Source organism: Sphingomonas sp. 10B4 (assembly GCF_035019905.1).
GTDB lineage: Bacteria > Pseudomonadota > Alphaproteobacteria > Sphingomonadales > Sphingomonadaceae > Sphingomonas > Sphingomonas glacialis.
Genome location: NZ_JASJVC010000018.1, coordinates 1 through 12,623 on the forward strand (window position 1 = coordinate 1; position 12,623 = coordinate 12,623).

At 67.5% G+C, this 12,623-nt stretch carries 15 protein-coding genes; 8 read left to right on the forward strand and 7 right to left on the reverse strand.

The window, feature by feature from the left end; genetic code table 11:
• Positions 1-147: 147 nt before the first annotated feature.
• Positions 148-372: a DUF3072 domain-containing protein gene (locus QN347_RS07585; RefSeq protein ID WP_133191834.1), complete on the reverse strand. Its 225-nt coding sequence runs from the start codon at positions 370-372 to the stop codon at positions 148-150.
• A 108-nt stretch (positions 373-480) separates the two neighbouring features.
• On the opposite strand from QN347_RS07585, the gene dut reads away from it, so the two are divergent.
• From dut to QN347_RS07615, 6 genes are all read left to right on the forward strand, one after another.
• Positions 481-939 carry a dUTP diphosphatase gene (gene dut / locus QN347_RS07590; protein WP_133191833.1) on the forward strand — a complete coding sequence of 153 codons (459 nt, stop codon included), beginning with the start codon at positions 481-483 and terminating at the stop codon, positions 937-939.
• Positions 936-1,316, forward strand: coding sequence for a hypothetical protein (locus tag QN347_RS07595; RefSeq protein ID WP_322162304.1), 381 nt, complete (start codon positions 936-938; stop codon positions 1,314-1,316). Before dut ends, QN347_RS07595 begins: the two co-directional genes overlap by 4 nt.
• Positions 1,313-2,062 carry a molybdopterin-synthase adenylyltransferase MoeB gene (locus QN347_RS07600; protein ID WP_322162303.1) on the forward strand — a complete coding sequence of 250 codons (750 nt, stop codon included), beginning with the start codon at positions 1,313-1,315 and terminating at the stop codon, positions 2,060-2,062. Before QN347_RS07595 ends, QN347_RS07600 begins: the two co-directional genes overlap by 4 nt.
• A gap of 34 nt (positions 2,063-2,096) precedes the next feature.
• Complete coding sequence (wecB, locus tag QN347_RS07605; RefSeq protein ID WP_322162301.1) at positions 2,097-3,236, forward strand: non-hydrolyzing UDP-N-acetylglucosamine 2-epimerase; 1,140 nt, start codon at positions 2,097-2,099, stop codon at positions 3,234-3,236.
• 76 nt (positions 3,237-3,312) lie between these two features.
• The gene (wecC, locus tag QN347_RS07610; protein ID WP_322162299.1) at positions 3,313-4,614 is read left to right on the forward strand and encodes a UDP-N-acetyl-D-mannosamine dehydrogenase; all 1,302 of its coding nucleotides are present in this window, start codon (positions 3,313-3,315) and stop codon (positions 4,612-4,614) included.
• A 61-nt stretch (positions 4,615-4,675) separates the two neighbouring features.
• Positions 4,676-5,416: a metallophosphoesterase family protein gene (locus QN347_RS07615; protein WP_322162297.1), complete on the forward strand. Its 741-nt coding sequence runs from the start codon at positions 4,676-4,678 to the stop codon at positions 5,414-5,416.
• Between the two features lie 157 nt (positions 5,417-5,573).
• Here QN347_RS07615 and galU read toward each other — a convergent pair whose 3' ends face one another.
• From galU to rpsU, 4 genes are all read right to left on the reverse strand, one after another.
• Positions 5,574-6,443, reverse strand: coding sequence for a UTP--glucose-1-phosphate uridylyltransferase GalU (gene galU / locus QN347_RS07620; protein WP_322162295.1), 870 nt, complete (start codon positions 6,441-6,443; stop codon positions 5,574-5,576).
• Positions 6,444-6,534: 91 nt separating this feature from the next.
• Entirely contained in the window at positions 6,535-7,092 is a 558-nt protein-coding gene (locus QN347_RS07625; protein ID WP_322162293.1) for an FKBP-type peptidyl-prolyl cis-trans isomerase, read from the reverse strand.
• Position 7,093: 1 nt separating this feature from the next.
• Entirely contained in the window at positions 7,094-7,681 is a 588-nt protein-coding gene (locus QN347_RS07630; RefSeq protein WP_322162291.1) for an FKBP-type peptidyl-prolyl cis-trans isomerase, read from the reverse strand.
• Between the two features lie 79 nt (positions 7,682-7,760).
• A complete protein-coding gene (gene rpsU, locus QN347_RS07635) occupies positions 7,761-7,967 on the reverse strand; it encodes a 30S ribosomal protein S21 (RefSeq protein ID WP_010162663.1) in 207 nt (68 codons plus the stop codon).
• 153 nt (positions 7,968-8,120) lie between these two features.
• On the opposite strand from rpsU, the gene cysS reads away from it, so the two are divergent.
• Together cysS and QN347_RS07645 are read left to right on the forward strand one after the other, a co-directional pair.
• Positions 8,121-9,548, forward strand: coding sequence for a cysteine--tRNA ligase (gene cysS / locus QN347_RS07640; RefSeq protein ID WP_322162287.1), 1,428 nt, complete (start codon positions 8,121-8,123; stop codon positions 9,546-9,548).
• Between the two features lie 203 nt (positions 9,549-9,751).
• Positions 9,752-10,687: a D-2-hydroxyacid dehydrogenase gene (locus QN347_RS07645; RefSeq protein ID WP_322162286.1), complete on the forward strand. Its 936-nt coding sequence runs from the start codon at positions 9,752-9,754 to the stop codon at positions 10,685-10,687.
• Between the two features lie 42 nt (positions 10,688-10,729).
• Here QN347_RS07645 and QN347_RS07650 read toward each other — a convergent pair whose 3' ends face one another.
• Together QN347_RS07650 and QN347_RS07655 are read right to left on the reverse strand one after the other, a co-directional pair.
• Complete coding sequence (locus QN347_RS07650; RefSeq protein ID WP_322162284.1) at positions 10,730-11,035, reverse strand: hypothetical protein; 306 nt, start codon at positions 11,033-11,035, stop codon at positions 10,730-10,732.
• A gap of 237 nt (positions 11,036-11,272) precedes the next feature.
• Entirely contained in the window at positions 11,273-12,550 is a 1,278-nt protein-coding gene (locus QN347_RS07655; protein WP_322162282.1) for a hypothetical protein, read from the reverse strand.
• Positions 12,551-12,623: the final 73 nt, after the last annotated feature.

The following is a 12,623-nucleotide window of genomic DNA, read 5'->3' on the forward strand; positions in this document are numbered from 1 at the left end:
CCCCCCCCCCCCCCCCCCCCCCCCCCCCCCCCCCGGCGGGGGGGGGGCCCCCCCCGGCCCCCCAATTGCCCCCGCCCGGCCGGCGCCCGGGGGCCCCCCCCCCCCGAGGCCGGGGTGACGGTTTGGGCGCACGGGGAGGGCAAACCCTTACAGGTCGAGCTTGCCCTTCAATTCGTCGATCCGCTTCGACGCATCGGCCTTGCTCAGGTCGGGGCTTGGCGGCTCGACATGCGCCTCTTCGCTGAGCGTGGTCAGATACGATTCCTGCGCGCCGGTCATTGGGTCACCGCCCGAAACCCACTGGTCGGGGTTCTTCTCGGTGTTCGATCCCGGATGCTCGTCGAGCTTCGGATTGTGCGGGGTGTCGGCCATGGGATACTCGCATGTTTCTGGTATGTTCTGAACCACCGAGACGCCGCGCGGTTCCGTTGCACGCGGCAGGCTTCGACACCGAGTGCCAGACTTGCTAAGGCTGTCCGCATGCATACGCCTGCCACGCCGCCGATCACGATTGCGCTCAAGCGCTTGCCGCACGGCGAAGACTTGCCCCTGCCCGCGTATGCGACCGATGGCGCCGCCGGGCTCGACGTCGTCGCCGCCGAGGCGCTGACGCTCGCGCCGGGCGCGCGTGCCGCGGTCGCGACGGGGTTTGCGATCGCGATCCCGCATGGCTTCGAGGTGCAGGTGCGCCCGCGCTCGGGGCTCGCGCTGAAACATGGCATCACGTGCCTCAACACCCCCGGCACGATCGACAGCGATTATCGCGGCGAAGTGAAGGTGATCCTCGCCAATCTCGGCCAGGCGCCGTTCGAGATCGCGCGCGGCGACCGGATTGCCCAGCTCGTTCCGGCCCCGGTTCAACGCGCGATCCTCGACGAAGTCGCCACGCTCGACGATACCGAGCGCGGAACCGGGGGCTTTGGATCGACCGGACGATGATACTTTTCCTGCTGCTGCAGGCCGCGGAGCTTCCCGCGGTCCCCGCCGACTGGGCGACGCTCGCGCCGCTGCCCTATGTCGCGGCGCCACGCCTCACGCCGCAATTGACGAGCTTCGTCGCGAGCGAGATCACCGCCAATCGCTGCCCGATGGCCAAGCCCGCCGACGGGCATTACGTCGTCAAGGTCGACGTCGCGATGCTGGTCGGCGCGGACGGGATCGTCCGCCGCACCGTGCCGCACGCGATCAACTGCCCGACGGTCGAGCAATATGCCGCGGGTCTCGTGACGGGGTTCGCGCGCGGCAACCTCGCGCTGCGCGCCGGGACGACCGATCATTGGTACCGCGCGACCATCGTGTTCGACTGGCGCGGATGACGCTCTCCGACGCCGAGCTCGAGCGCTATGCGCGCCACATCGTGCTGCGCGAGGTCGGCGGGGCGGGACAGCTTGCACTCAAGGCAGCGAGCGTCGCGCTGATCGGCGCGGGCGGGATCGGCAGCCCGGCGATCCAGTATCTCGCCGCAGCGGGTGTCGGGCGGCTCGTGCTGATCGACGACGACACGGTCGATCTGTCGAACCTCCAGCGCCAGACGCTGTTCGGCGAAGGCGACATCGGCGCATCGAAAGTCGCCGCCGCGGCCGACGCGGCACGCGCGATAAACGCGCATGTCGTGATCGACGCACGCCCCGCGCGGCTGATGCCCGCCAATGCCGTCGATCTGCTCGGCGGGGTCTCGGTCGTGCTCGACGGCAGCGATTCGTTCGCGACGCGGCTTGCGGTGTCCGATGCGGCGCACGCGCTGCGCATTCCGCTGGTGTCGGCCTCGGTCGGGCAGTTCGAAGGGCAGCTCGGCGTCTATCGCGGCTGGGAGCCGGACAAGCCCTGCTACCGCTGCTTTGTCGGCGACGCGCGCGACCGCGCGGGCGACAGTTGCTCCGAGCAGGGCGTGCTCGGCGCGATGGCGGGCGTCATGGGCAGCCTCGCCGCGCTCGAGGCGCTCCGCGCGATCGTCGGTTTCGGCGAGGATACGGCGGGCAAGTTGCTGCTCGTCGACGCGCTCGCCTTCCGCTTTCGCACGATCGCCTTGCCCAAGGATCCCGGCTGCCCGGGCTGCGGTTAGCAGCGCCTTAAGGGTGGCACGCTAGGACAGTCTCATGAAACGCGCGCGCATCCTCGTCATCTTCGGCACCCGCCCCGAAGCGATCAAGCTCTTCCCGGTGGTCGCCGCGCTCAAGGCAGTGTCCGGGCTCGACGTTCGCACCTGCGTCACCGCGCAGCATCGCGGGCTGCTCGACCAAGTGCTCGCGATCGCCGGGCTCACCCCCGACGTCGATCTCGATTTGATGGAGCCGGGCCAGTCGCTCGACCGCCTCACCGCGCGGTTGCTCACCGGCCTCGGTGACGTGATGGACGCCGAGAAGCCCGACCGCGTGATCGTTCAGGGCGATACCGCAACCGCGATGGTCGGTGCGCTCGCGGCCTATTACCGCAAGGTCCCAGTCAGCCATGTCGAGGCGGGCCTACGCTCGGGCGACATCTACCAGCCCTGGCCCGAGGAAGTGAACCGCCGCATCGTCGCGCCGATCGCCGACCAGCATTTCGCGCCGACGCAGACCGCCGCCGATGCGCTGTTGCGCGAGAATATCGATCCGGCGATGATCCATGTCACCGGCAACACCGTGATCGACGCGCTTCACGCAACGCGCGCGAAGCTCGCCGCCGATCCGTCGCTCGCCGCCGGGCTCGACGACATCGCGACACGCTTTGCGGGCAAGAAGATCGTGCTCGTCACGACGCATCGGCGCGAGAATTTCGGCGGCGGGATGGACAATATCGCGCACGCGCTCGGGCAGATCGCAGCGCGCGATGACGTTGCGATCGTCTTCCCGATGCATCCCAACCCCAATGTCGTCGAGGCGATGAACCGCGTGCTGGGGAATCGCCCCAATATCGCGCGGATCGACCCGCTCGATTACCCGCACTTCATCCGCGCGCTCGGCCTGTGCCATATCGCGCTGACCGATTCGGGCGGGGTGCAGGAGGAAGCCCCCGCGCTCGCCAAGCCCGTGCTGGTGATGCGCGAGACGACCGAACGCCCCGAAGGCGTCGTCGCCGGCACCGCCAAGCTGATCGGCACCGACCCGGAGCGCATCGTCGCCGAGGTCACCACGCTGCTCGACGACCCCGCCGCTTATGCCGCGATGGCACGCGCGCACAATCCGTTCGGCGACGGCCACGCGAGCGAACGGATTGCCAGCATCGTCGCCAACGGTTTTGGTGTGGCGACGCCGTGAGCGCACGCCGCGTTTCCGAAATATCAACGCTCCGCGCGCATGAGCCGGAACGTGAGCAAGTAAAGGCGCAGGATCGATGATGTCGCACGCTGACCTGAAGGTCGTTGTCGTTGGTCTGGGCTATATCGGCTTGCCGACCGCCGCGGTGATCGCGCGGACGGGCGCGAGCGTGCTCGGCATCGATGTCTCGGCGCACGTCGTCGAGACGGTCAATTCGGGCAAGGTCCATATCGAGGAGGTCGATCTCGACGGCCTCGTCTCGGGCGTCGTCGCGCGCGGCACGCTGCGCGCATCGACGCGGATCGAAGCCGCCGACGTGTTCGTCATCGCGGTGCCGACGCCGTTCGCCGCCGATCATGCGCCCGATATCGGCTATGTGCTCGACGCCGCGAAGTCGATCGCGAGCGTGTTGAAGGCCGGCAACGTGGTGGTGCTCGAATCGACCTCGCCGGTCGGCACGACCGAAAAGGTGCGCGATCTGCTCGCCGAGCTGCGCCCCGATCTCAAGGTGCCCGGCAAGAGCAACGGCGACAGCCCCGACGTTGCGATCGCCTACTGCCCCGAGCGCGTGCTGCCCGGCCGAATCCTCGTCGAGCTGATCGACAATGACCGCGTGATCGGCGGCATCACGCCGCGCTGTGCGCGCAAGGCGCTCCAATTCTACCGGCGCTTCGTGCGCGGCGCGTGCGTCACGACGACGAGCCGCGCCGCGGAAATGACCAAGCTGACCGAAAACGCCTTCCGCGACGTCAATATCGCGTTCGCCAACGAACTCAGCCGCGTCGCCGACACGATGGATGTCGATGTATGGGAGGTGATCCGCCTCGCCAACCGCCATCCGCGCGTCAATATCCTGTCGCCCGGCCCCGGCGTCGGCGGGCATTGCATCGCGGTCGATCCGTGGTTCCTCGTCCATGCCGACCCCGCCAACACGCCGCTGATCCGCACCGCGCGCGAAGTCAACGACGCCAAGATCGACTATGTCGTCGAACGCGCCGAGGCGATGGTCGCGGCCAATCCCGGCGAGCGCGTCGCCTGCCTCGGCCTCGCGTTCAAGGCCAATATCGACGATTTCCGCGAGAGTCCGGCGTTGAAGGTCGCGCTCGCGCTGGCGGCGCGCTTCGGCGACCGGCTGTGTGTCGTCGAGCCGTATACCGACACGCTCCCGCCGAGCTTCGATGGCAGCGGCACGACGCTGATCGACGTGGACAGCGCGATCGAGACGTGCGGGATCATGATCGTGCTGGTCGACCACGACATCTTCAAATCGGTTCCGCTCGACGAGCGCGCCGACAAGCACGTCTATGACACGCGCGGCATCTGGCCCGATCAGCCGCGCAGCGTTCCGCGCGGCGAAGCGTTACGACTGGCGAGCTGACGCGCGTGGCCTCCGAGCCGCGCGGTTGCTGCGAGTCGGGTCGCGATGAAAGGTCCAACGATTGCTGACGACTGACCCCCGCCCGCCCAGCGGACCACCCGAATCGCGCGCGTATGCGATCGGCGACCTGCATGGCCGACTCGACTTGCTCGACGCACTGCTCGAACAGATCGCGGCGGATCGCCAGGCCCGGCCCTGCGCGCGCGAATTCCTCGTCCTGCTCGGCGACGTGATCGATCGTGGTCCCGATTCGCAAGGGGTCATCGCGCGGCTGCGCGGGCTCGATGACCCGACGCTCCACACGGTGTTCCTGATGGGCAATCACGAGGAAATGCTGGTGCGCGCGCTCGGCGCGCAGCCGCAGCGGCTGCGCGACTGGCTCAAGTTCGGCGGCGCCGAATGCGTCGAGAGTTACGGCGTCGATGCGGGCGACGTCGCCGAGCTCGATCCCGCCGCCGCCGCCGCGGTGATCCGCGCTGCGATCCCACGCGGCGATCTCGCCTTTATCGATGGTTTCGCCGACAGCTTCCGCTTCGGCGACTATCTCTTCGTCCATGCCGGCATCCGCCCCGGCATCGCGCTCGAGCATCAGCGGACCGGCGACCTGCGCTGGATTCGCGAGGATTTCCTCGACAGCGAGGCCGCGCATCCGCTGTTCGTGGTCCACGGGCATACGATCAGCGTGGGGCCCGAGGAACGACCCAACCGGATCGGGATCGATACCGGCGCCTATGCCAGTGGCGTGCTGACCGCGCTGTGCATCGAGGGCACTGGGCGACGGTATCTAGCGACTGGGAGCTGACAGCGGGCCATCGCTCAGCTGAAGTGCCAGGCCCTTTCGTCACCCCGGCCTTGTGCCGGGGCCCACCGGGCAGCGTATCCTCCGCAGACAGCATGTGCGTCTCGGTGGACCCCGGGACGAGCCCGGGGTGACGAAGCGTTGGTGCCGTGGATCGCCGCTAGCGCAGCAGATCCACCGCGAACGCGCGCACCGTTTCGCCGATATCCTCGCGCCCGATCGCGACCGACAGATTGGCGGTGACGTACCCGGCCTTGTCGCCGCAATCATAGCGCTTGCCGTCGAAGGTCAGCCCGTGGAACGGCTGGTCGCCGATCATCCGCGCCATCGCGTCGGTCAGCTGGATCTCGCCGCCCGCGCCTTTCTCCTGATTTTCGAGCACGCGCATCACCTCGGGCTGGAGGATGTAGCGGCCGATCACCGACAGATTCGACGGCGCGGTGCCCTTGGCCGGCTTCTCGACCAGACCTTTGACCTCGGTCAGCGGCCCGTTGCGGACGCCCGGCGTGATCACGCCGTACATGTGCGTCTGGTCCTCGGGGACTTCCTGCGCGCAGATCAGATTGCCACCGACCTGCATGTACGCATCGACCATCTGCTTGAGGCAGCCTGGCTTGCCGAGCATGAAATCGTCGGCGAGCAGCACCGCGAACGGCTCGTCGCCGACGATGTCGCGCGCGCACCACACCGCATGGCCGAGCCCCATCGGCTCCTGCTGGCGGACATAAGCGACCGCGCCCGGCGCGAGACGCGTCTGATCGAGCACGTCCAACGGCTTGCCGCGCGCCGCCATCGTCGCCTCGAGCTCATAGGCGATGTCGAAATGATCCTCGATCGCCGACTTGCCGCGCCCGGTGACGAAGATCATCTGCTCGATCCCCGCTTCGAGCGCTTCGTCGACCGCATATTGGATCAGCGGACGATCGACGATCGGCAGCATTTCCTTTGGCATCGCCTTGGTCGCCGGCAGGAAGCGCGTCCCAAGCCCGCCTACGGGAAAAACGGCCTTACGCAGGGGTTTAATCGGCATCGATGTCTTTCGAATTCAAAGCACTTGGTACGCTTGATACGCCGCGTCCGACGCCAAGGAAAGCAACGACGCTCAGTCCGTTGCGGAGCGCTCAGGGCGCGGCGGGCGCTGGCGCGGCAGCCTGTTGCTGCATCTGCCGGAATTGCGCATTGGAGACGAAATCGAGCAGTTCGATATCGAACGCCAGTACCGATCCAGCCGGGATCGGCCCGGTCGCCCGATCGCCATAGCCGAGGCTCGGCTTTATCCAGACGCGGTATTTCGCACCCTTCGGCATCAGCTTCAACGCTTCGCTAAAGCCCGGGACGACGCCGGAAACCGGCATCGGCGTCGGGCGCGCGCTCTGGTCGAAGGTCGTGCCGTCGATCAGCTTGCCGACATAATTGACCAGCGTGACGTCCGCATCGGTTGGCTTGGCGGGGCCGACGCCGGGGGTCAGCACGCGATATTGCAGGCCCGACGGCGTCGTCACGACGCCGCGCTGCTTGCCGTTGCTAGCAAGGAAGGCTTCAGCCGGGTTCAGCGGCACGGCCGTCGCAGCGGGCTTCGCCTTGACCGCCCGGTGCACGACCTTGTGAGTCGCCGCGTGCAGTGGCGCCGCTGGGAGAAGAATCGCGCCGATCACGCCGGCAATCGCGAGGTTGCGCATCTCAGCGGCCGGTCGGCGGCCCGCCCGCACCCGGCGGCATGCCACCGGCCCCACCCTGCTGCTGCATCATCTGTTGCTGCTGCTGGATCTGGCGATAGGTGCTCATCGGGATGAATTCGAGCATCTCGACATCGAAGGCGAGCGTCGAATTGGCCGGGATGCCGGGGGGCGATTTGTCGCCATAGGCCAGGGTCGGCTTGAGCCAGATGCGATACTTCGCACCCTTGCGCATCAGCTTGAGCGCTTCGCTGAAGCCCGGCACGACGCCCGCGACGGGCATCGGGGTCGGCTGCTGCGACTTGTCGAATACCGTGCCGTCGAGCAGGCGGCCTTCATAGTTGACCAAAGCGACGTCGTCGTCGGTCGGCGACGCGCCGGTCCCCGGTGTCAGCACCTGATACTGCAGACCAGACGGCGTGGTCATGACGCCCGCCGCACGCGCGTTGCGCGCCAGGAAGCTGGTCGACGGATCGACCGGCGTCTGGAACGCCAGCGCGATCGCGGCGATCACCAGCACGGCGATGCCGATCCACAGGTACACCAAAATACCCCGCTTCACGGGCTTTAGCGGGACAGCGGTGATCGACATGGTGGCTCCCGGGCGGGGGTCGTGAGGTCTTTACGGACTTGAGGCAGGCAAAGCGGGCGCGACGGCCCGCTTTATCGTCTTACCGTGCGCCGTCGCGTTCCATGCGCTTGCGCTCGAGCTTGCGCGCGCGACGAACCGCAGCGGCACGCTCGCGGGCGCGCTTCTCGCTCGGCTTTTCGTAATGCCGGCGCAGCTTCATCTCGCGATAGACGCCCTCGCGCTGCAGCTTCTTCTTGAGCGCGCGCAGCGCCTGGTCGACATTGTTGTCGCGTACGATGATTTGCATAAAACCGAACAGCTCCGAATCGATAGAAAAGCGCCGCCGCAAACCCACGGCCCGCGTCGCAAGGCAGGCGCCCTACACGGGAGGTGCCCAACTTTCAAGCGATCCGTCACCTTTTACGTGACTTTGGGCTCGCCCGGTCTGTAAGCGAGCGGGATGACCGCAACCCCGCTCACGCTCTACAACAGCCTCACGCGCAGCCTGACGCCGTTCGTCCCGATCGATCCGGCGCAGGTGCGGGTCTACACCTGCGGGCCGACAGTCTACAATTATCAGCATATCGGCAACATGCGCGCCTTCCTGTTCGCCGACACGCTCGGGCGCGTGCTGCGCTGGAAGGGGTATCCGACCAAGCATGTCATTAACATCACCGACGTCGGCCATCTGACCTCGGATGCCGATGCCGGCGACGACAAGATGGAGAAGGCCGCCGCGGCCGAGGCCAAGTCGATCTGGGAGATCGCGGCGCACTATACGCAGGCGTTCAAGGCCGACGTCGCGCGGCTCAACATCGATCCGCCCGCCGAATGGACCGTCGCGACCGAGCACATCCCGCAGATGATCGCCTTCGCGCAAGCGATCGAGAAGGACTGCTACCTGATCGAAGGCGGCCTCTATTTCGATACGACGCGCGTGCCGAACTATGGCAGCCTGGCACGTGCGGTCTCCGATGAGGGCGAAAGCCGGATCGACCCCGTCTCGGGCAAGCGCCATCCACAGGACTTCGCGATCTGGCGGCGCTCGCCGCCCGGCGAGCAGCGCCAGATGGAATGGGAGTCGCCGTGGGGGCCGGGCGCGCCGGGCTGGCATCTCGAATGTTCGGTGATGAGCCGCCAGCATCTCGGCCATCCCTTCGACATCCACACCGGGGGAATCGACCACCGCGAGATCCACCATCCCAACGAGATCGCGCAGAACCAGTCCTTCTGCGGCTGCGACGACAGCGGCGCACGGATCTGGATGCACAACAATTTCCTGGTGGACCGCGGCGCGAAGATGTCGAAGTCGACCGGCGACTTCCTCCGCCTGCAGACGCTGGTCGACGCCGGCGTCCATCCGCTCGCCTATCGCCTGATGTGCCTCCAGGCGCAGTATCGCAGCGAATTGGAATTCACTTGGGAGAACCTCGCCGCCGCCTTCACGCGGCTCAAGCGGCTGGTGATCGCGCGCGACGCCTTGCGCGCGCGCGATGATTACGTCCTCAAGGGCGATCCCGAGCCGTATCTCGCGCAGCTCGACGCCGCGGTGAGCGACGATCTCAACACCCCGCGTGCCCTGATCGCACTCGACGAGATGCTGGCCGACAAGCGGCTGTCGCCCGCGACGCGGCTTCGCGCGCTCGAGGATTTCGATGCGGTGCTCGGGCTCGAGCTGGTCACGCTCAAGCGCGCGGCGCTGCGGCTGCGCCCGGTCGATGCGACGCTCGACGAATCCGCGATCGATGCGCAGCTCGCGGCGCGCAAGGACGCGCGTGCGGCAAAGGATTTCGCGGCATCCGATGCGATTCGCGACGCGCTCGCGGCGGCGGGCGTCGAAGTGATGGACGGCGATCCGCTCGGCTGGGACTGGAAACTCGCGCTCTGAACCCGTCGCCCCGGCGCAGGCCGGGGCCGCTTCGTAACCGCGCGCGTCGGTTCGACCAACGGAGCAGCCCCAGCCTTCGCCGGCGCGGCTACGAAACGGTCCGCAAGCGGAGCGCACCGCTTCCCTTCTCGCCCGTGCGCGCTACGCTCTTGCGCTATCGAGGGCGACGGTACTTGCTCACCGCGCCTATTTGGAGCCTCGCCATGAAAGTCGTCCTCCCCGCCCTCGCCCGCGCGCTGCTCGAGCCCAAGCTTCCCGCCGGGCTCGACATCAGCTGGGTCATGACGCGCGAAGAGGCGACCGCGGCGATGGCCGATGCCGATATCGGCTGGGTCGACCTCTATCCGCACGGGCTGACCGAGGAAGCCGTCGCCGCTGGGACCGCGCTCAAATGGCTGTTCACCGCGATCGCCGGGCTCGATTCGCTCGATCTGCCGGCATTGGCGCGGCGCGGGACGATCGTCACCAACGGCACCGGGATCAACGCGATCGCGGTCGCCGAATACACCGTGCTCGGCGTCCTCGCCGCAGCGAAGCGCTTCGACCAGGTGGTACGGATCGCCGACCGCCACGAATGGCCCGATTCGGCGCCCGGCCGGATCGAATTGTTCGAAAGCCGCGCGCTGATCGTCGGCTATGGCGCGATCGGCACGCTCGTCGCCGAGCGGCTGCGCGCGTTCGGCGTCGCGGTGACCGGCGTCACGCGTTCGGGGCGCGACGGCACGCTGACCCCCGATGCGTGGAAGGCCCGGCTCGGCGAGTATGACTGGGTGATCCTCGCCGCCCCCTCGACCGACACGACCAAGGCGATGATCGGCGCCGAAGAGCTCGCCGCGATGAAGCCCAGCGCCTGGCTGATCAACATCGCGCGCGGCGACATGATCGACCAGGACGCGCTGATCGCCGCGCTCACCGCAAAGACGATCGCCGGCGCCTATCTCGACACCGTCACGCCCGAGCCGCTGCCCGCCGACCATCCGCTGTGGTCGGCGCCCAACACGATCCATTCGATGCATCTGTCGGGCCGCAGCCAGACCAAGATGTTCCAGCGGGCGGCTGCGCTCTTCCTGCGCAACCTCGATGCGTTCCTGGCGGGTAGGCCGATGGAAAATGTGGTCGATCTCGACGCCGGCTATTGAGGCGACAACGGCGCCCGATCCATTCGGGCGCCGTCCTGCCGATCAATAGCCGTCGCTGCGCCAATCGCGACCGCGGCCCCAGCCGCCATGTTCGAAGCGCTCGCGCTGCCAGTGGCGGCGGCGGGCCTGCTCCTGCCAGCGACGATGCTCGATCCAGCGCTGACGGGCATAGCCCCCGCCGCGATAGCCGCGATCGTCATAGCGGCGGTCGCCGCGGTCGTGGTAGCCGTCCTGATACTGCGACTGTCTGTTCCAGCCATCGTAGCGCTGTGCCGAGGCCGCGCCGGGGATGATCGCCAGCAGGGCCGTCAGGCCGAGCGACGCCGGAAGGATCAATTTACGAAACATGCGCGAACTCCTCGTCGGCAAGAGGCCGATCGCCATCACCTAGCAATCCCCCGATGCGCCGACGCTGAACGCAGGATGCAGCCAAGGTTAACGTCGCCGGTCGCCAGGACGACGAATGCCCCGCCATTGCTGACGGGGCTTCGAATACACGAAGCGACGTTTTAGGGTTCGCCAGAGTCTTCGGCACCGAGCGTCGGCACGTCGAGAATCTCGACGCGCAACCTCACACGGCGCGTCTCAACAGCCGCCAAGCCCGGTGACCGCACCGAGCAGGCTTGGCTTGCAGCGTTTCCGCGGGCGTTCGCTGCTCGAACGGTCGCCGTTCGAGCGCTCACCGCCCGATTCGTCGTCCATCTCGGGCATGCCGGGGAAGAAGGTCGCCGAGGTGCGGAAGCGCACGCGCGCGCTCCATTCCTGGTTCCACGGCCCGGTCGCGGGCCGTTCGGGATAGACGAAGGTCGATTCGGGACCGTAGCCGATCAGCGTGCCGAACATCATTTCGCCCGCCGCCTGCTTCACTTCGGCGGGCACGACGCAATTGGTCTGCGTCGGTGCGAGCAACGTACCATCTGAGACGAGCCGCTGCGCAATGGCCGGGCTGATCCAGTCCCACAGCGCACCACCGAATTCACGGCTGGTCGAGGACGACCACCAGACGATGTCGCCGGTATCATTGTTGCCGCGCCGCCCGGCGTCCTTCGCCCCCATCATCCACGCGTAATAGCCCGTCGCCATCGGCACCCCGTTCCACGACAGCTGGACCGCGCCGTCGGGGCCGCCCCCGGTGCGGACGTGGAGCCCCTGCAGATAGTCCTGCTGGAGGTTGAAATTGATCGACGGCGCAAAGGTTGATTGGATGCGGTGATCGCCGAGCAGCGACCCGCCCTGCGGCTGACGGCCCGAGCGCGGGTTGGGCCATTCGGCATAGCTGCGGCTGTTGGCGAGCGTCGGCCCGCGATCGACCGGAACGCGCGCGCTGAACAGGTCGGGCGGCATCTGCCCCGCTGCCAGCTTCGCGAAATCGATCACGACCGGCTGCCCCGGCCGCGCATGCGCGCCGCATCCCCAGAAGATCAGCAACCGCCCCTTGGGTCGCTGGAAGCTCTCGGGCACATCCTCGCGCCCGCCGGTCCGCTGTGGCGCGAGCAGCGGGACCGACGCACCCATCGCCGCTTGCGGGAGGAAATAATGATCGCCCTGCGCCGCGCCCGTCGCGGCTATGGTCGATCCAAGGCGCAGACGAAGTTCATGCTGGTCGCCGCCGCGACGCCCGCCCATTCCCGCCATCATCTCGCCGATGTTGGGTCGGCCGCCGCCACCGGCCATGCCACCCATGCCGCCCATCCCGCCGATGCCCGTCATCGTCCCGACATCCATCGCATAGCGCGCCTTGGGCCCGGTGACGGTCTGGCTCGATGCGGGTCTGTTGGTTTTCGGGGCGGTCTTGCGTTGCGCCAGGACAGAACTGGCCGTCAACACCGCAGCTGCGGACGCGATCACGATCAGACGGCGCACAACGACCCCCTTCGAAACGGTCTCGAAACAATAGTCCCAAAACGGTCGTAAATCCAGCGCCGGTTTCGCGGCA